At 71.1% G+C, this 23,755-nt stretch carries 20 protein-coding genes; 11 read left to right on the top strand and 9 right to left on the bottom strand.

The window, feature by feature from the left end; all coding sequences use genetic code 11:
• The first annotated feature begins 199 nt into the window (after positions 1-199).
• Positions 200-2,035, top strand: a complete 1,836-nt coding sequence (locus tag ASG74_RS02440; RefSeq protein WP_056138597.1) for a peptidoglycan-binding domain-containing protein — start codon at positions 200-202, stop codon at positions 2,033-2,035.
• On the opposite strand, the gene ASG74_RS02435 is transcribed toward ASG74_RS02440, so the two are convergent.
• Positions 1,950-2,780, bottom strand: a complete 831-nt coding sequence (locus ASG74_RS02435; protein ID WP_056138595.1) for a TIGR03089 family protein — start codon at positions 2,778-2,780, stop codon at positions 1,950-1,952. The two genes, ASG74_RS02440 and ASG74_RS02435, sit on opposite strands and share 86 nt — an antisense overlap.
• Before the next feature lie 119 nt (positions 2,781-2,899).
• On the opposite strand from ASG74_RS02435, the gene ASG74_RS02430 reads away from it, so the two are divergent.
• Together ASG74_RS02430 and ASG74_RS02425 are read left to right on the top strand one after the other, a co-directional pair.
• Complete coding sequence (locus tag ASG74_RS02430; protein WP_056138593.1) at positions 2,900-3,877, top strand: pirin family protein; 978 nt, start codon at positions 2,900-2,902, stop codon at positions 3,875-3,877.
• A gap of 37 nt (positions 3,878-3,914) precedes the next feature.
• Positions 3,915-6,002, top strand: coding sequence for a hypothetical protein (locus tag ASG74_RS02425; RefSeq protein WP_056138591.1), 2,088 nt, complete (start codon positions 3,915-3,917; stop codon positions 6,000-6,002).
• Positions 6,003-6,022: 20 nt separating this feature from the next.
• Here ASG74_RS02425 and ASG74_RS02420 read toward each other — a convergent pair whose 3' ends face one another.
• The 3 genes from ASG74_RS02420 to ASG74_RS02410 all read right to left on the bottom strand — a co-directional run bounded on the left by ASG74_RS02420 (position 6,023) and on the right by ASG74_RS02410 (position 8,585).
• Positions 6,023-6,811 (bottom strand): inositol monophosphatase family protein, encoded by a 789-nt coding sequence (locus tag ASG74_RS02420; protein ID WP_056139558.1) that lies wholly within the window; start codon positions 6,809-6,811, stop codon positions 6,023-6,025.
• Between the two features lie 158 nt (positions 6,812-6,969).
• On the bottom strand, positions 6,970-8,082 hold the full coding sequence (locus ASG74_RS02415; protein ID WP_082569464.1) for a succinylglutamate desuccinylase/aspartoacylase family protein: 1,113 nt from the start codon (positions 8,080-8,082) through the stop codon (positions 6,970-6,972).
• Positions 8,079-8,585 (bottom strand): ATP-dependent zinc protease family protein, encoded by a 507-nt coding sequence (locus ASG74_RS02410; RefSeq protein ID WP_082569463.1) that lies wholly within the window; start codon positions 8,583-8,585, stop codon positions 8,079-8,081. Before ASG74_RS02410 ends, ASG74_RS02415 begins: the two co-directional genes overlap by 4 nt.
• Between ASG74_RS02410 and ASG74_RS02405 the strand changes: the two genes are divergently transcribed.
• From ASG74_RS02405 to ASG74_RS02370, 8 genes are read left to right on the top strand one after another with little or no spacing between them, the layout of a single operon-like run.
• Positions 8,584-9,774: a RimK family alpha-L-glutamate ligase gene (locus tag ASG74_RS02405; RefSeq protein WP_056138588.1), complete on the top strand. Its 1,191-nt coding sequence runs from the start codon at positions 8,584-8,586 to the stop codon at positions 9,772-9,774. The genes ASG74_RS02410 and ASG74_RS02405 overlap by 2 nt on opposite strands.
• A gap of 22 nt (positions 9,775-9,796) precedes the next feature.
• On the top strand, positions 9,797-10,294 hold the full coding sequence (locus ASG74_RS02400; protein ID WP_056138586.1) for an EVE domain-containing protein: 498 nt from the start codon (positions 9,797-9,799) through the stop codon (positions 10,292-10,294).
• 41 nt (positions 10,295-10,335) lie between these two features.
• Complete coding sequence (locus ASG74_RS02395; protein WP_235498771.1) at positions 10,336-11,574, top strand: MFS transporter; 1,239 nt, start codon at positions 10,336-10,338, stop codon at positions 11,572-11,574.
• Between the two features lie 11 nt (positions 11,575-11,585).
• On the top strand, positions 11,586-12,668 hold the full coding sequence (locus ASG74_RS02390; protein WP_235498769.1) for a glycosyltransferase family 2 protein: 1,083 nt from the start codon (positions 11,586-11,588) through the stop codon (positions 12,666-12,668).
• On the top strand, positions 12,661-14,580 hold the full coding sequence (locus tag ASG74_RS02385; RefSeq protein ID WP_056138581.1) for a glycosyltransferase family 4 protein: 1,920 nt from the start codon (positions 12,661-12,663) through the stop codon (positions 14,578-14,580). The genes ASG74_RS02390 and ASG74_RS02385 overlap by 8 nt, the downstream gene beginning before the upstream one ends.
• A gap of 22 nt (positions 14,581-14,602) precedes the next feature.
• Entirely contained in the window at positions 14,603-15,535 is a 933-nt protein-coding gene (locus ASG74_RS02380) for a lysylphosphatidylglycerol synthase transmembrane domain-containing protein (RefSeq protein WP_056138578.1), read from the top strand.
• A gap of 10 nt (positions 15,536-15,545) precedes the next feature.
• Entirely contained in the window at positions 15,546-16,367 is an 822-nt protein-coding gene (locus tag ASG74_RS02375; protein WP_056139553.1) for a class I SAM-dependent methyltransferase, read from the top strand.
• Positions 16,364-17,293 (top strand): DNA-3-methyladenine glycosylase family protein, encoded by a 930-nt coding sequence (locus tag ASG74_RS02370; protein ID WP_056138576.1) that lies wholly within the window; start codon positions 16,364-16,366, stop codon positions 17,291-17,293. Before ASG74_RS02375 ends, ASG74_RS02370 begins: the two co-directional genes overlap by 4 nt.
• Here the strand turns inward: ASG74_RS02370 and ASG74_RS02365 are convergent, their stop codons facing one another.
• The 5 genes from ASG74_RS02365 to cofD form a co-directional block, all read right to left on the bottom strand.
• Positions 17,294-18,868: a vWA domain-containing protein gene (locus ASG74_RS02365; protein WP_056138574.1), complete on the bottom strand. Its 1,575-nt coding sequence runs from the start codon at positions 18,866-18,868 to the stop codon at positions 17,294-17,296.
• Positions 18,869-18,971: 103 nt separating this feature from the next.
• Entirely contained in the window at positions 18,972-20,750 is a 1,779-nt protein-coding gene (locus ASG74_RS17305; protein WP_056138573.1) for an HNH endonuclease signature motif containing protein, read from the bottom strand.
• 113 nt (positions 20,751-20,863) lie between these two features.
• A complete protein-coding gene (locus tag ASG74_RS02355) occupies positions 20,864-21,475 on the bottom strand; it encodes an ATP-dependent endonuclease (RefSeq protein ID WP_156465249.1) in 612 nt (203 codons plus the stop codon).
• A gap of 58 nt (positions 21,476-21,533) precedes the next feature.
• Positions 21,534-22,739, bottom strand: coding sequence for a coenzyme F420-0:L-glutamate ligase (locus tag ASG74_RS02350; protein ID WP_056138568.1), 1,206 nt, complete (start codon positions 22,737-22,739; stop codon positions 21,534-21,536).
• Positions 22,736-23,710 (bottom strand): 2-phospho-L-lactate transferase, encoded by a 975-nt coding sequence (gene cofD, locus ASG74_RS02345; protein WP_056138566.1) that lies wholly within the window; start codon positions 23,708-23,710, stop codon positions 22,736-22,738. The genes ASG74_RS02350 and cofD overlap by 4 nt, the downstream gene beginning before the upstream one ends.
• Between the last annotated feature and the right edge of the window lie 45 nt (positions 23,711-23,755).

The raw sequence follows: 23,755 nt of genomic DNA, 5'->3' as shown, positions 1-23,755 counted from the left end.
ACTTTGACGGGTTTTGACGAAGATCCTGCGTCGCTGAGCGGGTCGAATCGAAGTACATGCGTGTAATTCCTAGTTACCCACTTGCGTAACCCATGGGACAGATGGGACAACTGTCAAGCCAACGCCGCTGGAGTGACCTCTGTGACCGACTTCCGGGGCGTTGTCTCCCTGATTACTGCCGCCCCAAGAGGAGCTTTCGTTGACGCGCGCCACCCTGCCTGCCACGTCGACCCGAGGAACTGTTCGCACCCTCGGTGCCGTCACCGCCTCCCTGCTGTCGATCCCCCTCGGCCTGTCCCTCGCCGGTGGGAGCGCGTCCGCGGCGCTCGCCGCGAGCGTCCCGCCCCCGCCCACCAAGCCGCTGCCGCAGGAGCTCGACATCGCACCGAAGTACCAGGAGGGGTACCGCTGCCTCAGCGGTGACCTACCGGGTCCGACGGCCTTCGCCAAGCTGCTCAACAGCACCTACGGCACCCACATCTACGGGATCAACCGCACGTGCGCGGCCGAGCACGGCGAGGGTCGCGCGCTGGACTGGATGAACAACGCCTACACGGCCGACGGCCTCGAGCTGGGCAATGCGATCACCCGCTGGCTGGCGGCTCCCGACTCCGAGGGGCGGCCGGGCGCGATGGCCCGCCGGTTCGGCATCAACTACATCATCTGGAACCGCCAGATGTGGCGTGCCTACGACCCGGGCCGGGGCTGGGCGCCGTACTCGGGCGTCTCCCCGCACACCGACCACATCCACATCTCCTTCACGTGGGACGGCGCCTACCAGCGCACATCGTGGTGGACCGGCAAGGCGCTCACGTCGGTCGAGCTCACCGGCCCCATCTCCGGTGCCACGGCTCCCGTGACGACCACGACCCCGGCCATGACGGCCACGGGCTACCCGTTGCTCAAGCGCGGTGACACCCACAAGGACCTGCTCATCGCCCAAGGTGCGCTTGGCATCACCAAGGACGGCTCGTTCGGTGCCGGCACCGAGGCCGCGGTCTCGTCGTTCCAGTCGAGCAAGGGCGTCCCCGTCACGAAGGAGCTCGACAACGCCACGTGGACCAAGCTCATCCAGCTCGGCCTCGTCCCCGCCCGCAATGGTGGCAGCACGACGACGACGAGCCCGCTGTCGGCCTACGTCAACACCGTCATCCAGCGTGGCTCCAAGGGTGCGGCGGTCGTCGCCCTCCAGCGGGCCCTGAACCTCACCGCGGACGGCTCGTTCGGCCCGGGTACCGAGGCCAAGGTCAAGGCCTACCAGTCGTCCAAGGGCATCTCACCCACCGGCATCGTCGCCGCGTCGACGTGGAAGGCCCTCATGGGCACCGCCCCAGCCGCCACGACGACCAGCCCTCTGGCGGCCTACGCCAAGGTCGTCCTCAGCCGCGGGTCGACCGGCCCGGCCGTCGTCGCCCTCCAGAAGGCCCTCGCCCTCACCGCCGACGGGTCCTTCGGCCCGGGGACGGAGACCAAGGTGAAGGCCTACCAGACGTCCAAGGGCATCTCGCCCACCGGTGTCGTCGCGGCATCGACGTGGGCAGCCCTCATGGGCCAGTCCTCGACGGGGACCCCCACGAGCACCACCCCACCGGCCCCGTCGGCCACCACGACGGAGTTCACCGCCTACAAGTCGACCGTCCTGCGCACCGGCTCCAAGGGCACTGCGGTCCGGGTGCTCCAGGCCGGTGTCGGTGGCCTCGCCGTCGACGGGGCGTTCGGCCAGGCCACGGCCGCCGGCGTCATCGCCTTCCAGAAGGTCGTCGGTCTCTCGGCGACGGGTGTCGTGGACCGCGCCACCTGGGACAGGGTGGAGCTCAAGGTCCACCCCCTCCTGCCCTACTGGAACAAGGTGCTCAAGCGCGGCTCGACCGGCACGGTGGTCAAGGCCCTGCAGAAGGCCCTGCACCTCACCGCCGACGGGTCGTTCGGTCCCGGCACCGAGGCCGCGGTCAAGGCGGCGCAGTCCAGGGCGAAGCTCGCCTCGACCGGCGTCGTGGCCACGCTGACCTGGAAGGCCATCGAGAAGCAGATCTAGAGACCTCCGAGGACTGGGCCCTGCACCGCACCCTCGGTGCGGGACCTCTCCTCCAGGACGTTCGCCGGCGCCTCGCCGGCGCCTCGCCGCGACTGAGCACGACCGAACCGTCTGCCGCCCACAGGGCAAGGCAGGCGCGGAGGAAGTCGGTTGTGTCAGTCATGGTGAGGTGCCGGCGTTCTGCTGTGCCCGCCGGCGCAACAAGATCGGCGTATGCCGTCCGCTCGCCTCCCGCGACCAGTGCGGTGTCGTCGTCGCTCGGCTCCTCCCACGCGGCGAACTGGTCGCCGTGGGTGCTCAGCTCCTTGGCCTCGTCCATGACGCCCTGGGGGACCGGGGTGGAGGCCGAGCGAGCCAGGCCGGCCAGGGTGACCAGGACGGCGGGTGAGCCAGCGGTAGCGGCCGCAGCGGCCGCCTCCCGATCGGTCGTCACGAGGAGGTCGGCCGCCTCCTCGGCCGAGTCGAGGCCGAGGCTCACCGTGCCCCCGACCGACCAGGTGGCCAGCGCCCAGTAGGCCGTGCGCCAGTGCGGCGGCAGGTCGAGCCGGACGACGGAGCCGGGCGCGATGTCGAACTCGTCCTGCAGCACGTTGGCTGCCTTGTTGACCCAGTTGCCCAGGACACGGGCGGACAGCTCGATGCGTTCGCCGCGGGTCGGGCCCTCGGTGTCGTCGTAGGTCGTGATCCGCGGCTTCGCGGAGTCGGAGCGGAGCATCTGCTGCAGGACGTCGGCGGGTCGGGTCACCCCAGAAGCGTAGGCGTCGAGCCCAAACAGCCTCCTCAGCAGACCGACCGGGAATACCGTGGATGCGGGTCACGCTTTCCCAAGTGATTGAACATTCAATCTCTATTTCGGAGGTAGCCATGCCCGCAGTGACCGTCGACGACATCCTCGCGCTGCCCACGCTTCTCGCACCCGACCTGGGCGCCCAGGCGCGTCCCGTCAGGAGCATCACGACGGCGCCGAGCGGCTTCGAGGGTGAAGGCTTCCCGGTGCGCCGCGCCTTTGCCGGCGTCGACCTCGCCGACCTCGACCCCTTCATCCACATGGACCAGATGGGCGAGGTCGAGTACGCACCCGGCGAGCCGAAGGGCACTCCCTGGCACCCCCACCGCGGGTTCGAGACGGTGACCTACATCCTCGACGGCATCTTCGAGCACCAGGACTCCAACGGTGGTGGCGGCGTCATCAGCGACGGTGACACCCAGTGGATGACTGCTGGTTCGGGACTTCTCCACATCGAGGCGCCGCCGGAGTCGCTGGTGGTCAGTGGTGGGCTGTTCCACGGAGTCCAGCTGTGGGTCAACCTGCCGGGCAGCCAGAAGATGTCCAACCCCCGTTACCAGGACATCCGCGGCGGCCAGGTCGGGCTGCTCAGTTCGCCCGACGGAGGTGCGCTGCTGCGCGTCATCGCCGGGAACGTCGGCGGACACGAGGGTCCCGGCATCACCCACACCCCGATCTCCATGGCGCACGCGACCGTCGAGCCCGGCGCCGAGGTCGACATCCCGTGGCGACCCGACTTCAACGCCCTCGTCTACGTCCTCGCGGGTGAGGGGCAGGTGGGGGCATCGCGTCAGCCGATCCGCAAGGGCCAGCTCGCCGTCCTCGGCGCGGGTGACTCGATCCGGGTGCGTGCGTCCGAGCGCCAGGAGTCGCGAAGCCCCCAGCTCGACGTCCTCGTCCTCGGGGGACGGCCGATCCGCGAGCCCGTCGCTGCCTACGGACCGTTCGTCATGAACACCCGGGCCGAGCTGATGCAGGCGTTCGAGGACTTCCAGGCCGGGCGCCTCGGGGTCATCCCCACCGAGCCGCACCCCGGGCACGTCGGGCTGGGCTGAGCGGGCTCATGGTCGCCAGCGGCTAGCGTGGGCGACCATGAGCCGCTCGCTGCCCACCGCTGACGAGCCCTTCCCCTCCTCGTCGCTCGAGCAGAGGGCCGGTCGGTGGCTCCAGACGGTCGTCCTCGGCGCGGCGACGTGGGTCGTCGTCATCTCGCTGCTCGCCGTTGTCCTCTCCGGACTCGGCGCCTGGTTCCCCTGGCTGGTCCTCCCGGTCGCGCTGGTCGCTGCAGCGGCGTGCGGGTGGTGGGCACACGGCATACCGGCCCGGTCGTTGCCCCTCTGGACGGCAGCGCTCCTCGTCGTCGTCAGCGTCGGTGCCGGGATCTGGACTGCCACAACGCATTCCGAGCAGGTGCTGCCTCGCCGCGACTCGGCCAGCTATCTCCAGACCGCCATCTCCATGGCCGAGACCCACCGGCGGGTCGTGCCCGTGACGGCGGAGTCCGTGGGCGGGCCGGAGGTGCTCGCCCTCGACGGCATCACCCTGGCCAGTCCCGCCTTCTATGCCGTCGGCAGCGAGGAGGAGCCTGCCGTCCAGCCGCAGTTCGTCATCGGCCCGGGAGCAGTCTGGTCGATGGGGGTGTGGCTCGGCGGAGCGGTTGGCGCGATGCTGCTGCCTGCACTCCTTTCGGCTCTGGGCATTCTCGGGCTCGGGCTGCTCACCGCCCGTATCGGCGCTCCGAGGTGGTCGCCACTGGCCGCCGCCGGTGTCGCCCTGCTCTTCCCCGTCCTGCACACCGCGCGGTCGACCTACTCCGAGCCGCTGGCGATGGTGACGCTCGCCGGTGGGCTGCTCGCTCTCGTCATCGCGGCCCGCCAGGGCAACCGTGGCGAGGTCGGGCGCGCGGCAACCCTCGCCGGCGTGCTCGTCGGCGGCACGGCGTTCGTGCGGATCGACGGGCTGCGCGAGACCATGCTGCTCATCCCCGTGGCGGCCCTGGCCCTCGCTCAGGGCCAGCGCTGGCCGCGACGCACCCTCCTGGGGGCGGGGGCGTCCACACTCCTCGCCGGGCTCGCTGCGCTGTGGCTGTCGAACCAGTACCTCGGGAGCATCGCCGCCAGCCTCGTTCCTCTCCTGGGGCTCGGCGTCCTCCTGGGGCTGGTCGCGTCGGGGATGCTCTGGTGGCAGCGGCGCGGAGGCTCCCTGCCCCGGGCGGTCTCGAGGCACCTGGCCGACGGGCTGGCCGTGCTGGTCGTCGTCGTCGGCCTCGTGCTCGCCAGCCGCCCGCTGTGGCAGACCGTGCGACAGTCGCCCGACGACTCCGGCTCGCGGGTCGTCGCCGGGCTGCAGCTGCGGCAGGGGCTCGCGGTCGACGGGGGACGCACCTACGCCGAGCAGACCGTGGTGTGGCTGTCGTGGTGGGTCGGCATCCCTGCGCTCGTCATCGCGCTGGCGGCCCTCGCCTGGGCGGTCAGGATCGCTGCCCAGCGGTGGTGCGCGGGCGAGCCGCTGCCGGGGTGGACCGGGCCGCTGCTCGTCGGTGCGGGTTCGACCGTGCTGACGATCTGGCGCCCCGGCATCACGCCCGACCACCCCTGGGCGGAGCGGCGGCTGCTCATCGCGCTGCCGTTCGTCGTCCTGCTGTGCGTCACGGCCGCGGCCTTCGCCGTGCGGCACCTCTCGCGCCGTGCCCCGGTCGCCGTCGCCGCCGGTGCGGGCGTGGCGCTCGCGGCGGCGACGCTCATCCCCACCGCGCTGGCGACTTGGCCGCACCGCGCCGAGCGGGTCGAGCTCGGCGAGCTCGCAGCGGTGCAGGGTGTGTGTGACTCACTCGCCCAGGGCGACGTCGTCCTGGCGGTCGACTCGAGGGCGGCCAACGAGTGGCCCCAGGTGGTGCGAGGTCAGTGCGGTCACCCGGCGCTCTCGACTACCCGCGCCCTGCGTCAGGACCCGTCGCAGCTCGCCTCGACCATCGCGACCATCGACCGCGCCGTCTCGGCCAGGGGTGGACGGCTCGTCCTGCTGGCAGCTGAGGGGACCAAGGAGCTGCATGCCTTGGGCGCCAGCGACATCCGTCAGGTCAGCGACACGTTCGTGGCCGAGGACGCTCGGCTCCTCGAGCGCCGTCCGGACGGCCTCGTCCCGCTGTCGCTCGAGGTCTGGACCGCGACCGCCCCCTGACGTCGCCGGCCCGGACGGTCTCAGCGGGAGACGGCGCCCTGGGGCATCCGGCGGGCGACGGCGGCATACGTGGTCCTGTCGGAGGCGACGATGATGCCGGGAGTCGTCGACCTCGGGCCGTAGACGCTGCCGTCGAGGTGACCGACATGGCCACCGGCCTCGACGACCATGAGCGAACCGGGCGCGTGGTCCCAGGCGTTGGAGCGGCTGTAGAGGATGTAGTCGACCTCGCCCTCGATGAGCTTGGGGTAGTCGACGCCGCAGCAGACCCAGGACGGTCGCAGGGCCGGCAGGTCCTCGAAGGAGTGGTCGCGCAGGGCCCAGATCGAGGTCGCGCCGCGGGGGTCCTCGTCGGCCCCGACGGGCCGTCGCGTGACCCGCTCGCCATTGCGCTCGACGCCGGCGCCGCGCTCGGCGACCCAGGCGACCTCGTGCTCGGGCTGCCAGATCCAGCCGCGCACCGTCTCGCCGGCAACCGTCTCGGCGATCATCACGGCGTGGTCGGGGTTCCCGTGGACGAAGTTCTTGGTGCCGTCGACCGGGTCGACGGTGAAGGCGTGCTCGGCTGCGATGTAGCGCTCGAGGATGCTCCCGTCGGCGGCGTGCGCCTCCTCGCCCAGGACGACGGCATCCGGGTATGCCGCGCTGAGGGCCTGCGTGATGAGCACCTCGGCTTCGCGGTCGGCGATGGTCACGAGGTCGCCGGGGTTCTTCTCGATCACCTCACCGTCGGCGAGTGAGCGGAAGCGCGGGGTGATGACCTGCGCCGCCACCTGCTTCATGAGGTCGAGTACTGCTCCAGTGTCCACGAAGGCCACGCTTCCACAACAGGGGGGCGAACGGCATACCGGGTGGGTGGCCGAACGGCATGCCGGGTGGCGACCGGAGGGAACATGTGGGTGCCGGAGGGAAACAAACCCTCCGCTTCCCAAGGTTCCGCCATGGGGCGGGAAACGTGTGGCGGGGGCTAGAGGACCGAGATCTCGTCGAGGGCGTCGAAGCCGTCGGCCGCGTCGGGGTGGTCCGGGGTGCCCGGCGGCTCGGCCCCCTCGATCTCGGCGATGTGCACGAGGGCGTCGCCGCGGTTGACCAGGGGAGCGGTGGTGCGCCCGATGACGACGCCGGCGCGGTCGGCCTTGACGAGTCGCAACGTGCGCCCGAACGAGTCGCTAAGACCGCCGAGGCGGTCACCGAGCTCGGCTCGCTGCCCGAGCGTCGCGTCGAGGTGGACGATCCCGGTGCGGCCGGCGCGCAGCCAGCCGCTGCGGCGGCTCACGAGCCCGACGGGCGGGCTGGCATCGACCGCCTCGTCCGTGTCGATCATGTCGAGCGCGGCCAGGACCCGCAGCACGCCGTCGACGCCGGCCTCGATCGCCCACTGGTCGAAGCGCATCGCCTCGCCCGACTCGAAGAGCAGCACCGTGGCGCCGCTCTCGACCGCTGCGGCACGCAGGGAACCGTCACGGACCTTGGCGTGCACCATCACCGGGGCACCGAACGCCTCGGCGAGCGAGCGGGTGCGGGGATCGTCGAGGTCGGCGCGGATCTGGGGCAGGTTGGTGCGCCGGTCCGAGCCCGTGTGCAGGTCGATGCCCACCTCGCACTTGTCCACGACCTCGCGCATCATGAGGTGCGCGATACGTGCTGCGAGCGACCCGCGCTGGGACCCGGGGAAGGACCGGTTGAGGTCGCGGCGGTCCGGCAGGTAGCGGTCGCCCGCCATGAACCCGTGCACGTTGACGATCGGGACGGCCAGCAGCGTGCCGCGGAAGGTCCGGGGGGTGAGCGTGGCCAGGACCCGACGGATGACCTCGACCCCGACCACCTCGTCGCCGTGGATGGCGGCGTTGACCCAGACGACCGGTCCGTCGTGGCGCCCGTGGATCACCCGCACGGGCAGGCTCACCTCCGAGCCGGTGACGAGCTTGGTGATGGGCAGCCCGACCTCGGAGGCGTGCCCGGGGCGCACCTTCACCGAGCCGATGGCGAACGACGGACGTGGGCGCCGGGCAGCGCGGGGAGCCTTGACGGGCTTGACGGGCTTGTCGGCCTTGGCGGGCCCGGCGTCGGGGGAGCTCATGCACGACCCCGGTTGCGCCGGCGCAGGTGCTGCTTGGGTCGTGGCCCGAGGTAGGACACCGCCGGGTCGACGACGTAACCGTGGAGGAGCGTCTCGCGCCCGATGATCATGCGGAAGCCCATCTCGTCCCGTCGGCTCAGCGTCACCTCGGTGGTGCGGCGGCGCCGGGCGAGGACGAGTTCGAGCTCGACGACCAGGCGCTCCTCGGCGTGACCGTTGGAGGAGCGCACGACCCGCTCGTCGACGACGGGCCGCTCGAGGGTGACGCCGTCCTCGTCGGAGTCCTGCCAGGGGTGGATCGAGAACCTCACCCACGGCTCACCGTCGCGCTCGAAGCGTTCGAGGTCGAAGGCGTGGATCGCGGAGGAGCGTGCCCCCGTGTCGATCTTGGCCTTGATCCACGGAAGGCCCGCGGACGGCATACGCACCCATTCGCGCCACCCGACACGGATGGTTGGATGGGATTCGACCGGCACCCGACCATCCTTGCAGGTACCCCACATGAAGCTAGCGATCCTCTCGCGCGCGCCCAGGGCCTATTCGACCCAGCGCCTGCGCACCGCCGCCCTCGACCGAGGTCACGACGTGAAGGTGCTCAACACCCTGCGTTTCGCGATCGACCTCTCGGGGCCGGAGCCCGACCTGCAGTTCCGTGGCCGGACGCTGTCGGACTACGACGCGATCCTGCCGCGCATCGGGGCCTCGATCACCTACTTCGGCACCGCCGTGGTGCGCCAGTTCGAGCAGATGGACGTCTACACGCCCAACACCGCCAACGGCATCTCCAACTCGCGCGACAAGCTGCGCGCGACCCAGATCCTGTCCCGGCACCAGATCGGTATGCCGGCCACGACCTTCGTCCGCAACCGCGCCGACGTGCCCGACGCGATCGAGCGCGTCGGCGGGGCCCCGGTCGTCATCAAGCTGCTCGAGGGCACGCAGGGCATCGGGGTCATCCTCGCGCCGGACAACAAGGTGGCCGAGGCGATCATCGAGACGCTGCAGAGCACGAGCCAGAACGTGCTCATCCAGAGCTTCGTCAAGGAGAGCAAGGGCCGCGACATCCGCGCCCTGGTCGTCGGTGACCGGGTTGTCGCGGCGATGCGGCGCACGGCGCAGGGTGACGAGTTCCGCTCCAACGTGCACCGTGGTGGCTCGGTCGAGGGCGTCACGCTCGACCCGGCGTTCGAGGAGGCGGCCGTGCGCTCGGCCCAGATCATGGGGCTGCGCGTCGCTGGCGTCGACATGCTGGAGGGAGCGGACGGGCCGCAGGTGATGGAGGTCAACTCCTCGCCGGGGCTGGAGGGCATCGAGGCCGCGACCAAGCTCGACGTGGCCGGCGCGATCATCGACTACATCGGCAACCAGGTGGCGTTCCCCGAGATCGACGTGCGCCAGCGGCTCACCGTCTCGACGGGCTACGGCGTCGCCGAGCTCGTCGTCCTGTCGGGCGCAGACCTCGTCGGCAGGACGATCGCGGAGTCCGGGCTCGAGGAGCGTGACATCACGGTGCTCACGCTGCACCGCGGGACCTCCGTCATCCCCAACCCTCGTCGTCGCACGGTATTGGAGGCCCAGGACCGGCTGCTCTGCTTCGGCAAGCTCGAGGAGATGCGATCGATGATCCCGGAGCGCCGTCGTCGCCGCGCCAAGGTCCGCAAGCTCCCCAAGGAGCCCATCCACGAGGCCTGAGCTTCCTTGGTAGAACTGGCCCATGGCGCGCCTCATCACGGACGAGAAGCTCGGGGCCTGGCTGCTCAAGTGCGACCCCGAGGCCAACCCTGAGCTCCGGCATCGCGTCGAGAGCCCGGGGGCAGTCGTCGTCAGGACGTGGTGCGTCGCGAACACCTATCGCAGCCGAATGATGAAGCCCGGCGACCGAGCGGTGCTCTGGATCTCAGGGAACGGCCGTCGTCTGACCCGAGGCATCTGGGGCGTTGGCTGGGTCACGGGGGACATCCAGCAGGGGCGGGCAGACGCACCCCCGGCCTCGCTCGGAGACGTGCCGCTCGACATCCCCCTCTTCGAGAAGGGCGCCGAGGTGTCGTCGACGGCACTCGTGGGCGCGGGGATCACCGACCTGGAGGTCCAGCTCCAGCCGCGCATGTCGAACCCCTCGTGGGTGACACGAGAGCAGCTGTCGCGGATGGAGACGCTTCTCGGTTCATGGCCTGCCTACGTCCCACCGGAGCAGGCGACGGGTCGTCGGTGAGGTCCTGATCCCCGGGAGCCGTCTGCGCAGGGTGGACACCCATGGGGCAGGATGCGCGGGTGCTGCAGAGACTGGGATTCCCTCGCGTGGGGGAGCACCGCAGGTTCGTCGCCGCGATCGTCGCCGACACCATCGGCAGCGGGCTCTTCCTGCCGCTCACGATCCTGTACTTCCTCAAGGTCACCGACCTCACGCTCGTCGAGGTCGGCGCGGCGCTGTCGGTGTCGGCGCTGCTCACCATGCCGGCCGCCTTCGTCATCGGGACGCTCGTCGACCGGTTCGGTGGGCGCCGGATGATGCTCATCGGCAACCTCGTGCAGGCCGCGGGCATGCTGGCCTACCTCTGGGTCGAGGCGTTCTGGCCGGTGGCGCTCGCGACGGTCCTGCTCAACCTCGGGCGGCAGGCGTTCTGGGGCTCCTTCGGCAACGTCGTCACGGCCATCACCCGGCGAGGAGAGCGCGAGCTGTGGTTCGGCTTCCTCCAGGCGCTGCGCAACCTCGGCTTCGCGGTCGGTGGCGTCCTGGCCGGCATCGCCGTCCAGCTCGACACCGAGCTCGCCTTCCACACCGTGGTCGTGGCCAACACCGCCACCTTCGTCCTCGCCTTCCTCCTGCTGCTCGACGTGCCCGACCACCGCTCCGTGGCGGCCGACGACCAGCCCGCCGGTGGGTGGGTCGTCGTCCTGCGCGACCGTGCCTACCTGCGGCTCGTGCTCGGGCAGCTGACCTTCGTCGTCGGCATGATGGTGCTCAACTTCGCCCTGCCGGTGTATGCCGCGGAGACCCTCCAGCTCCCCGGCTGGCTCGTCGGGGCGATCTTCACCCTCAACACCCTCCTCGTCGGGCTGGGTGCGGGACTCATGGTCCGGTGGATGACCGGACGGGTGCGCGCCCGGATGATGGCCCTCGCCCAGCTCTTCTTCGTCCTCGGCTACGCGGGCTTCGCCCTGGCCGGCGTGCTGCCCGTCGGTGTCGCTGTCGTCGCCATGCTCCTGGGCGCCCTCGTCTACACCGGTGGTGAGCTCGCCGGCGGCCCGGTGTTCGCGGCCACCGCGGCGGAGGCCGCGCCGGACCACCTCCGGGGACGCTACCTCGGGCTCGTCCAGCTCGTCTGGGGCCTCGGCGGTGCGGTGGCCCCGGTGGCCTACACGTCGCTGCTCGAGCACGGCACCTTCACGATCTGGCTGGTGCTCGGCCTCGTCGCGGTGTTCGCCGCCGCCTACTCCTTCACCCTGCCGCGCGTCCTGCCGACCGCAGGAGAACGGGTCACCGCCGGGTAGTCTCGGCAGCGATGAACGAGCACCCGAACCCTCCGGACCAGGCAGACCAGATTACCGAGCGCATCACGACGCGCACGGGTGAGCTCGCGGGCGGTAGTGACGACCCCGCGATCGCCGGGAAGCGGGCTGCGCGCGTCGAGGGGACGGCATACGAGACGCCTGTCGAGCCCGACCCGCGGCCTGCCCTGCTCGAGGACGGCACCGAGCGGCCCTACGTCACGATCGTGCTGCCCTGCTACAACGAGGGCGCCCACGTCCTCAAGGAGATCGACCGCATCACGGCGGCCATGAACAGCAGCGAGTTCACCTATGAGCTGCTGTGCATCGACGACGCCTCGACCGACAACACGCTCGAGGTGCTCGAGCAGGCGGCCCGCGACTTCGCCAACCTGCGCATCATGCCGTTCCGCCGCAACGGGGGCTCGGGCACGGCCCGGCGCATCGGCACGCAGCAGGCCCACGGCGAGATCGTCGTGTGGACCGACGCCGACATGACCTACGAGAACGAGCGCATCCCCGAGCTCGTGCGGATCCTGCGCGACGACGTCAGCTACGACCAGGTCGTCGGCGCGCGCACCACCGAGGAGGGCACCCACAAGTGGGCGCGCGTCCCGGCGAAGTGGTTCATCCGCAACGTCGCGCAGTGGCTGACCAAGACCAAGATCCCCGACCTCAACTCGGGTCTGCGCGCGTTCCGCCGCGAGGTCAGCCTGCCCTACCTGCGGCTGCTCCCGGCCGGCTTCTCATGCGTCACGACGATCACCATCGCGTTCCTGTCCAACCAGCACGACATCAAGTACGTCGACACGTCCTACGCCAAGCGGGCCGGTGTCTCGAAGTTCCACTTCGTCAATGACGCCTACCGCTACATCCTCCAGGTCCTGCGCATGGTCATGTACTTCGACCCGCTCAAGGTCCTCATGCCTCCGGCGCTGTGGCTCGTCGTCATCGGCTTTCTCAAAGGCGTCGTCGACATGGTGCGCCACCCCTTCTACTTCCCCGCGTCCACGGTGCTGCTCATCGTCAGCGGCATCATGATCGGCTCCCTGGCCCTGCTCTCCGACCTCGTGGTGAGGTCGAGAGACGGTGTCTGAGCGGGACAGCCCGGCCTCCCTCCGCCTCGCGGTCGTCGGGCCCACCCACCCCCACCGCGGCGGTGTCGCCTCGCACACCACCCAGCTGTGCCACGAGCTGGCCGAGGCCGGCCACGACGTCACGCTGGTGTCGTGGACCCACCTCTACCCGTCGATGCTCTATCCGGGCGAGCAGGCCGTGCCGGGTGGCGCGCCGGACGTCACGCCGTTCCCGAACACCGTCCGCTCCCTGTCGTGGGCACGTCCCGACACGTGGGTGCGCGCTGGCCGCAGCCTGCGTGACGTCGACGCGATTCTCGTCATCCACGTCATCCCGCAAGTGGTGCCCGCCCACCTGGCCCTGCTGCGTGCGGCCGGCGCCGGTCCGGAGAGCATCGTCATCGCCCACAACGTGCTGCCCCACGAACCGCGGCCCGGTGACCGCCAGTTCATGGAGGCGCTGTTCCGGCGCGTCGACTCCGTCGTCGTGCACTCCGACTCGCAGGCGAAGCTCGCCGCCGAGATGGGTGCCGCGCACGTGCGCGAGCTCGACCTGCCGCCGCACCTGCCCGGTGGTCCGCGCGAGAAGCACGTCGACTCCACCGGTCCGACGCGGCTGCTCGCGCTCGGCATCGTGCGTGACTACAAGGGCGTCGACCTCCTGCTCGACGCCATGCTCGACGTGCCCGAGGTGTGCCTGACCATCGCGGGGGAGATGTGGGGCGACAGCGGCCGGCGCGTCAAGGAGCTCGCCGCCGACCCTCGACTGGCCGGTCGGGTCGAGGTGCACAGCGGCTACGTCCCCGCCGACCGCATCGCGGGCCTGTTGGCGCGCCACGACGTGCTCACCCTGACCTACCGTCACGCGACGGCGTCCCAGAACGTCCTGCTGGCGCGGCTCCACGGTCTCCCGGTCCTCGCCACGCACGTCGGCACCTTCGGCGGCCAGGTGCGCGACGGGGTCGACGGGCTCCTCGTCCCCCCGAACGACCGTGCCGCCCTCGTCGACGCGCTGCGTCGCCTCTCCGACCGTGCGTATGCCGGCCAGCTGCGTTCCGCGGTCCGCCCACCGGACCTGTCGGGGCCGTGGGCGCACTACGTCGGCGGCATCGAGGCGTTGGCCAGCACGGACTCCGAGGCGCTGGCCGACCATGACGACGCGCCGGGGGAGGCCCCAGTCGGTCCACTCGAGCGGGGCAGGACGCGCGCCAAGGAGCTGCTCACCACGATGCGCCTGCGCCCGCGACGCCAGCTCACCCTGCGGCCCACGGACTTCCCCGAGTGGGTGCGAGCCTCCGATGTGCTCGCCCTCGACGACGATGCGCTTGACGCGCAGTCGCTGGCGCGCGAGCTGGGACTCCCGCGTTGCTCCGACGCCGTCTCGGCGTGGGCCGCGCTCGGTGCGGTGGCCGCGATCCTGCGCATCCGCGACGACGGCCAGCGCGGTGCGGTGATCGTCGACGAGTCGGGCACTCGCAGCCCCTTCTCGCGGTGGGTCCGCGAGCTGGGGTTCGCGGCCGTCGAGCTCGAGGTCACCGGCCGGCGCAGCTCCGTGGAGGTGCTCGACGTCGACACGGCCAGCCTCGACGTCATCGCCCGTCTGCACCCTGCAGACTGTGGTGCCGAGGACGTGGATCACGTTGTGTCGCAGGCCTCTTGGGCGTTGCGCACGGGTGGCCTCCTCATCATGACCCTCCCCGTCGGTGAGGACGACCCTCAGTGGGCCATCAGCCCCGCCGACATCCGCGGCATCCTCGCGCGCGCCGACGACCTCGGGCTGGTGCTCGTCGGTGACGTCGACGGCGACATCACCGAGCGCATCCGCAGCGCCTCGGCCTCCGCCCGTGAGGTGCGCGCAGCGCAACCGGACCAGGGCGACAGCGGTGCGAACCCGGCATACGGGATCCTTCGACTCACGTTCCGGCGCCGGTGACGGCCATGGCCGCGGGGAACGCATGACGCGCAAGCGGCTGCTCGACGTCGTGCGCGTCGTCGTCGCCCTGCTCGTGCTCGCGGCCGTCGTCGTGGCGGTGTGGCGCAACTGGAGCGAGGTCTCCGCGCACCTGCGCGAGGTGCCCGCACCGACCCTCGCGGGAGCATTCGTCCTCGCCCTCCTCGCGCCCATCTGCACGCTGTTCGGCTGGCGGGTGCTGCTCGCCGACCTCGGGACTCGCTTGTCGTTGCCGCCGGCGGCGAGCGTGTTCTTCGTCGGCCAGCTGGGCAAGTACCTCCCCGGCTCGGTGTGGAGCGTCGTCGCGCAGGCCGACCTCGGCTCACGGCTCGGCATCCCGCGCCGGCGCATGGGCATCGTGGGCCTCCTGTCGATCCTGCTCTCCATCCTCACCGGCGCCATCGTCGGCATCCCCGCACTCCCACTGCTGGTCGCCCGGACGGGGGAGGTGCGGTCGCTGTGGTGGTTCGCGCCCGCCGTGGTGCTGCTCCTGCTGCTCTGGCCGCGCTTGCTCAACTGGGGGATTGCCCGCGTCCTGCGGCTGCTGCGCCGCGAGCCGCTCGAGCACTCCCTCTCTGGACGCGCCATCATCCTCACGTCCGTCTGGTTCGCCCTCGCCTGGCTCAGTGCGGGGCTCTCGGTGCTCGTCCTCGCCCACGCCATGTCACCGGACACCCCGGTGCGCGACCTGTTCGTGACGTCGATCAGCGGGTTCGCGCTCGCCTCCGCGATCGGCATGTTCTCGGTCATCGTGCCGGCCGGGGTCGGCGTGCGTGACGGCGTCCTGGCCGTCCTGCTCGCTGCGCTCATGCCGTTCCCGGCCGCCTTCGCGATCGTGGTCATCTCGCGCTTCTTCACCGTCGTCGCGGACATCGTCGTCGCGGCGCTCGGCTGGGCATGGGCCCGTTCGCACCACCTCCTAGGATCACGGACATGAGGTGGTGGGCATGAGCGACCAGCCGCGCGAGGAGCAGCTGGCCTACTCCGAGCTGATGGGCAAGATGCTCGACGAGCAGGCCCGGCGCCAGAAGGCCGCCAAGCTCATCTCCGTCATCGCCCACGGCCTGGGCCGCTCCGCCGCGGACGAGGGCGGGCCGCTGGCCGGCCTGACCGCGGTGGACGTGGGCTGCTCGGCGGGGTTCATCGCTGATGAGCTCGCGCTGGCCGGAGCCACGACGACGGGTGTCGACATCGACGAGCCCGGGCTGGCCAAGGCACGGGAGCGCTTCGGGGACCGCGTGGACTTCCGGCTGGCACGCGGCGAGGACCTGCCGTTCGAGGACGGGTCGGTCGACGTGGTCGTCCTCAACCACATCTATGAGCACGTCGTCGACCCCGACGCGGTGGTTGCCGAGATTCACCGGGTGCTCGCGCCGGGCGGCGTGCTCTACCTCGGCATCGGCCACCGGTGGCAGGTCATCGAGCCGCACCACCGGTTGCCGTTCCTGTCGTGGCTGCCACAGGGCGCCGCCGACAGGTACATGCGACTGACGCGCAAGGGTGAGCACTACTACGAGAAGTACTCGACGCCGGCCGGGCTGCGGCGCATGTTCGCGGCCTTCGACGTGTGGGACTACACCCTCCCGGTGCTGGCCGACCCCGAGGCGTTCTCGGGGGGAGACGTCATCCCTGCTTGGGTTGCTCGACTGCCCGAGAAGGCGCTCGCCGCAACCCTTCCGCTGGTTCCGACCTATGTGTGGCTCGCGTTCAAGGAGCCCGCCACTCCCGCCGGTCCACTGCTTCGGGTCGCGCCCCGCCACGTCGGATGACGTCGCCCGCGGACCTCACCCGGACCTTCCGCCCGAGCCGCGCGCTGCAGCTCGGCGCGGTCGTCTCGACGTTCCGGCGGGGAGCAGGGGACCCGACGTCGTGGACCGACCGGGCGCACACGTGGGTGTTCGCGTGGCGAGCGCCTACCGGACCCGTCACCCTGCGCCTGGTCGACCAGCCGCATCTGGGCGCGGTCGAGGCGCACGCCTGGGGCGAGGGCGCCGAGTGGATCCTCGACCGGCTCCCGCACCTGCTGGGTGAGCACGATGACGACTCCGGGTTCGAGGCGCGCCATGAGGTCGTGGCGCAGGCCCGCAGCCGTTTCGCCGGCTGGCGCGCGCCCGCTTCCGGACTGGTCGTGCAGGCGCTCATCCCGACGATCATCGAGCAGCGCGTGACCGGCAAGGAGGCCTTCGCGGCCTACCGGATGTTGGTGCGCCGCAACGGAACCACTGCTCCCGGCCTCGGTGCCGAGCTGCGCCTCGTGGTGCCGCCGGACCCGCGCACATGGGCTCTCATCCCGTCCTGGGAGTGGCTCAAGGCAGGTGTCGACGGTGCGCGCTCCCGACCGTGCGTCTCGGCGGCGACGCTCGCCGGTCGCCTCGAGGAGACCGCCGGTATGCCGCCCCTCGAGGCCCGCCGCCGGCTCGAGACCGTGCCCGGCGTGGGTCGGTGGACCGCCAACGAGGTGGCGCACCGCGCACTCGGTGACGCGGACGCGGTGAGCTTTGGCGACTACCACGTGGCCAAGAACATCGGCTGGGCGCTGACCGGCACGCCCGTCGACGACGACGGTCTCGCGGAGCTGCTCGAGCCCTACGCCGGGCACCGCTACCGCGTCCAGCGCCTCCTCGAGCTGAGCGGCGCGATGCGGCCGCGACGTGGTCCGCGGTTCACCCTGCCGACCCACCTGCCCGGCCGCTGATCACCGCGCCGCCCTGACCTCCCGCAGGAGCGTGGCGAGCTCCGGGGCACCCGGCGCGTCCTGCGCGACCAGGGCGTCCACGCGTCGCCGGAGAGAGGTCGACCCGCCCTCCTGGTCGTCGTCGCCCCAGCCGCCCGCCTTGACGAGCTGGGCGAGGTCGGCAACGGCCGCGGCGACGCCCAGCGTGCCCGTCGGAGCCTGGGGGCGTTCCAGCGTGAGGGGCAAGGAGTCCTCGCGCTGCTCACCATCACCGACCGAGGCCCAGCGCACCCGCGCGAGACCCATCCTGTCCCCGACCTGCGCCCTCTCCGTCGGACGGACCTCGTAGAGCGCCGTGACCCGGTGTCCTGCACCGATCTCACCGGCGTCGGCGCCCGGGTCCTCGTAGTCCTCTTCGTCGAGCGCCCGGTTCTCGTAGCCGATGAGGCGATAGGCCGCCACCGTCGCGGGGTCGAACTCCACCTGGATCTTGGCGTCCTTGGCCACCGGCGTGAGGGTGGCGCGCAGGTCGTCGACGAAGAGCTTCTTGGCCTCCTCGAAGGTGTCGACGTAGGCATAGAAGCCGTCGCCCCGGTCGGCGAGCTGCTCCATGAGGTGGTCGTTGTAGTTGCCCATCCCGTAGCCCACGGTCACCAGGTGGATCCCGCGGCGACCGTTGTCGCGGATCGCTGACGCGAGGGTGCCCCCGTCGGTGACGCCGACGTTGGCGACGCCGTCGGAGGCGAGCAGGACGACGTTGGTCGCTCCGTCCCGGTAGGCCTCGCGGGCCTGGTCGTAGCCCAGGAGCAGCCCGGCCTCGAGGTTGGTGCTGCCGCCGGCCCGCAGCCGGTCGATCGCGTCGAGGATCTCGTCGGCCCGGCGGACCGGCGTGGGCCTGAGCAGGGGAGTGGCGTTGGTCTCGTAGGTGACGATCGCGATGGTGTCGCTCGGACGCAGGTTCTGCACGAGCAGGGCCAAGGACGACTTGACCAGGCCGAGACGCTCGCGGATGTCCATCGAGCCGGAGGTGTCCACGACCATGGTCAGGGCGACCGGGGCCCACTGCGACTCCTCGACCTGACGGGCCTGGAGACCGATCCGCACCAGACGCGTGCCACCCGATGCAGACGTGGACTCCGTTGAGGTCTGCGAGGCGGACGGCGAAAGTGCCTGGTCCGACCTCAGCTCGAGGTCGTCGCGCTGCGGCGAGGGAAAGCCGCTGTCGTAGGAGTTGACCCACTCCTCGGCGCGCACGGACGCAGCCGGCGGGAGCTGCCCATCGGCGAGCAGGGCCTGGCCGACTCGGTAGGAGCCGGTGTCGACATCGGCCGCGAAGGTGGACAAGGGCCACACCTCCGGGTCCTGGAAACCGCTCGTGCCGGCGTCGACAAAGGTGCTGTCCTGCAACGGCCCCACCTCAGTCGGCGTCCCCGCTCGTCCGGCGACGGCGCCGCCTTCTGAAGCAGTGGCGCTGCTGCCGGCCGTGGTGTCGTCCTGCTGCTCGGAGTAGGAGTCGTAGTAGTGCTCCGCGTCGCCGGACGCGTCGCTCCCACCGGAGGCCGAGCACCCGGAGGCTATGACGAGGATACTGGCCATCAGAACCGCACGAAGTGATCTCATGCGGCTGGGACGGGGCTCGCCACTGCGCGGTTCCGAGCGTTGCCGAATCGCAACACGACCCTTCACGAACCCTGAGCACTCAGAACGGAGGCGGCTCGCTCTCCTTGGCTGGCTTGTCCGGGCGAGCGGGGGCGGCGTCGCGGCACAGCGCGGGGCCGACGAGCTCTGCAACGAGTCCATCGCGCCAGTCGATGCGGATGAGTGGGGCTGGCACGGTGTCGGACTGCGCGATGTGGAGCAGGCGGGCGAGGGTGAGCTCGGCGAGCGTGTCGGGTGTCGCGTCATGGCTGAGGAGGAGGGCGGACAGGCGTTCGCGGGTCATGCGCTCGCGTGTCGACGACGGGCGCGACGGGTCAACGCTCGAGGGTTCACGTCTCGACGGCTCAGCGGTCGGGCGTCGCTGGGTGTGGGGCATGACGGGATGGTGGACGCGGTCGAGGTGGTCGATGGGCTCGGTCTCGGTGATGCGTCCAGTGGGGTCGGTCCAGTGCGCGATCCCGTCGGGTTCGAGTCGAACGCTCCACCCGGGGCGCTGCTTGATGCGATGGTGCCGCCGGCACAGGCACATGAGGTTGCGGGCAGCCGTGGGTCCTGCCGGCCACGCCATGACGTGGTCGAGGTCGCAGGAGCGGGCAGCGATCTGGCACCCGGGGAAGCGGCAGTGTCCGTCCCTCAGGCGAACGAGGCGTTGCAGCGCGGGCGAGGGTCGGTACCGGTCCTCGATCGTCCCCGGTGGTGGCGGTGCCAGGTCGCAGGGGGCGAGGGCTCTGGGGACGACACCACTGGTCAGGGCGCCGGTACCTGGATGGCATCCGAGCGGGGTGGAGGGGACGAGCCGTACGCAGGACGGGAGCCGATCGAGGTCCACGACAGTGGTCCCCGGCCGGTTCAGGCCGCCGAGCTCCACGACTCCACGCACCGCGCGCTCCGCCAGTCCTGACCTGGTCTGGTGTGGGCTGGGCGCGGCAGACGCGGTCGCCTCATGAGCGCTGTGGTCTTCGCCGGAATCCCCTGCGGACTCGTGCTCGACCTCGGCGTGGGTGGCGTGCAGGTGGATGGTGACGTCGGCCTGTCCGAGGATGAGCTGCTGCATGGCGTCGAGGCGGGCCTGGTCGAGGGTGAGGTCGGGGTTGGCACGCTTCAGGTCACGGGCGAGGTGGTCGATGGCCTGCCACATGACCAGTGACTGCTCGACGGGGACGAGGCCGTTCCAGAGGTCTGCTGCTTCGGAGATGGGCCGGCGGGTCAGGGCGCGGTCCGTGACCGCCTTCACCTTCGTGGCGGCGGCGACGTCTGGGGCAAGGCGGGCCACCAGCCGACGAGTGCGCGAGGCCAGCGGTCCAGCGGTCTCACTCCATCGGCCCGTGCGCCGGAAGTGCTCGATGAGGCGGTCGACGATCTCGCGGGCGATCTCGTCGCTGCAGGGCATGACTTCGCGGGTGACCAGGTGGGCCCGAAACACGTCCAGCTCACCCGAGCCCATGACGTCGACCAGGCGCGGGGTGACGGACACCTGGTGGACAGCGTCCTCCACCCGGCCCTGCGCGACCGGAACAGAGACTCCAAGACAGGGCGCGACCAGAGAAGCGGTGTCCTCGGCGGTGAACCCGAGGTTGTGACGTCTCCACGTCCAGCCGGACTCCTGCTCGTCGTCGCGGACTTCGTCGTGGGCGGCGAGGTGGGCGATGGCGTGGGCCTGGATGCCGCCGGCGATGTTGATGACCCGCTGCGCATCCTCGACCACGGTGAGAAGGGTGTCGGCGTCCAACGAACCAGCCGAGTCGGACCCGGGCTGCGCGGGCGCGGCGACGGCGGCGTAGAGGTCCGCCATTGCCGTCTTCACCGCACTCAGGTTCATGCCTTCATCCTAGTCGAACAGGCGTCCGAGATCAAGCCCTGATGAAGCGAATTCCATTCTGCTGCAAGCGAACTCACGTGAACCGCAGGGGTATCCTCACCCTCTGGAACCAGTCAAGCAGAGGGGTCTGACACGCCCTGTCGAGCCGGCATCGAGGCGAGCAGCGCAGCCAACGGAGCAGGGGTCGCAGCCACGTCGAGAGCCGCCGCCAAGGCGCCCGCGAGGAGCTCCTTGCGACCCGAGGTCGTCGTCCCGAACCGTCGCAGCTGGTCCCACACCGGGCGCGCCTGCCACGCCGGCTGACGGGTGAAGGCCCGGAACGCCTCGAGCAGTCCCAGCTCGTCGAACACTGCCAGCGTGCCGTCGACACCCAGCGCCCGCATCAGCTCGTCCTCGAGGTCGCGGCGGCACACCTGGAAGCCCAGCTCCGGCAGCCGCGCCAGGGTCACCCGTCCCTCGATGCCGAGGGGCCCGCGGTGGAGGTCCACGGCACGGAGGAAGAACGGCGCCTCCCGCTCGTCGCACAGGCCGACGACCCGCGGGCGAGGCGCCGTCGAAACGATCTCGTCGAGGTGTCGTCGGATGCTCGTGGCCCCGCCCATGTCGACGAGCGGGCAGGGCTCGTCCTCGCGCCGGATGCCACGAGCGGCCCGCAGTGCCCTGATCGCCGCGACGTCGCTGGCGCCCTCCAGGAGCACCCAAGTGGGTGGCGCAGCGGAAGCCATGGCCAACAGCGTCGCTCACGAGTCACGCGTGCGCCACGCACATTTGCCACGAGATCGCTCAGGCGATGGGGGAGAGTCCGGCGGTGATGGAGTGCTCGGCAGTGGGGGAGCCGGTGGGGGTCACCGTGAGGTCCTCGCTCGCCGCAGCGACCTCGAGTCGCTGGACGAGCCGGCCGAGAGCGAAGTCGTCAGCAGCCCCCAGGGTCACCGAGGCAACGACCTCGCCGTATGCCGGCCAGTCACCTTCCGCGGAGAGCTCCAGGTCGAGGCTGGCGTCCTCGTCCTCGAAGAGGGTGAGCGCGACGACCCTGGCCACCCGGTCCGCGAAGGGCTCGGGGCCCACCGACCTGATGCCGACGGACTCGGAGTCGGACGACCCGGGTGCCACACCGAGCGCGGCGCGCAACGCCTCGACATGACCGAGGGCGAACCAGTCGCCGGCTCCGGTGCGCACCAGCCCCCGCGCCCCCACAACGTCTGCGAATGCGGCTGCTCTGGCAGCCGCATCCGCAGACGCAACAGGCGCTGCCCCCGTTGCGTCTGTGGAGGTGGTTGCTCCAGCCGCCACATCCGCAGACGCAACAGGTTCATGCCCGGGAAGCAGGAACCAGGCGTCGGGCAGGCCGCGCACCACCGCCGCTGCGACCCCGTCGGACTTGCCCTTGACCAGGTCCGCGGCCGCAGCGACCTCGTCCGCCACGGCCCGAGCCGTCACCGACATCAGCCGCCCGTCGGCGTCGACCTCCCCGCGGTGGTCGAGCAGCACCCGCAGCCCGGCCGAGCCGAGCGCGAAGTCGGTCAGCCCCGCCCTCCACGGCCGTCCGGCGGTGTCGCTGAGGACGACAGCGAATGGGGTGCCGGACGGCATACCGGACTGCGCCAGCAAGGCGGAGCGCAAGGCGACGGCACACGCATCGGGGTCGCGCGGCAGCAACAGCAGTGCACCCGAGGGCCCGGTGTTGGACGCGTCGATCCCGGCGGCGGCCATGACCGGCCCGGCTGCGGCCTCCACCACGCGGGTGACGCGGTCGCCCACCGATCGCTCCGCGACGACGCGCACCGACTCGTCCAGCACCAGGGCCGTCTTGTCGTCGCCAGCAGCGGTGAGCCCCAACGACTTCGAGACGACCTTGCTCGACACGACCACCACGTCGCCCGCCTGCAGCGGTCCGTCCAGAGCAGTGAGCAGCAGCCGGGCGAGGTCGTCACCGGCGACCACCTCGGGCAGCCCGAGGACCGGAATGATCGCCAGGGCGCGCGTCACGAGCGGACGCGCTCAGCCAGGGCCAACAGCGCCTCGGCCATGTGCGCGGTCGCCGGCACGTCGGTCATGAGCAGGGGCCTGTCGTGCACGGCCGTCTCCACCCCCCGCACCGACACCGAGGCATCCGCTGGGTCCACGAGCCAGCCGTCGAGGAAGTCCGCATAGAGCCCGGCGACGGCCGCCGACGTGGACTCCACCCCGATCGCGGACAGGCAGGCGTCGGCGTGCCCCCGCACGGGGCGGCCCGAGATGAGCGGGGACACCCCGACGACCGGCGCCCGCGAACCGCGCAGGGCGTCGCGCACGCCCGGCACGCCCAGGATGATCCCGATCGAGACCACGGGGTTGCTCGGCGGGAGAACGATGACGTCGGCGTCACGAAGGGCGTCCAGCACGCCCGGGGCGGCGGCCGCGCGGTCCAGCCCTGCCACGACGAAGCGTGACGCGGGGACCTCGGCCCGCAGCCGGACCCACCACTCCTGGAAGTGCACGGCGCGCTGGGTCTCGCCATCCTGCGAGTCGAGCACGACGTGCGTCTCGACCGGGACGTCGGTCATCGGCAGCAACCGGATCCGGGCATCGGGCAGTCCCCACCGCGTGGCCAGTCGCTCGGTGACGGCCGACGCGGTCAGCCCCTGGGCGAGCCACTGCGACCGGACGATGTGCGTGCCGAGATCAAGATCACCCAGGGTGAACCACTGCGGCACCGCGCCGTAGGCCGCGAGCTCGCCCTGCACCCGCGTCGACTCCTCGGCCCGGCCCCACCCCTGCTCCTCGTTGACACCGCCGCCCAGGGTGTAGAGCAGCGTGTCGATGTCGGGGCACACCCGCAGCCCGAAGAGACTGATGTCGTCGCCGGTGTTGGCGATGATCGTGAGCTCGGATTCCGGTGCCACGACGTCGAGATGGGCGCGCAGTCCCCTGAGGAAGCGGGCTCCACCGACGCCGCCCGCGAGGGCTGTGATTCGCATGCGGGCCAGTCTGACGCACCCGCGAGTTCCGCCGACACGCCGGTC

Source organism: Knoellia sp. Soil729, from assembly GCF_001427985.1.
Classification (GTDB): domain Bacteria; phylum Actinomycetota; class Actinomycetes; order Actinomycetales; family Dermatophilaceae; genus Knoellia.
Note: the sequence above shows the minus strand (reverse complement) of the source record. Positions and strands in the feature narration are given on the sequence as shown.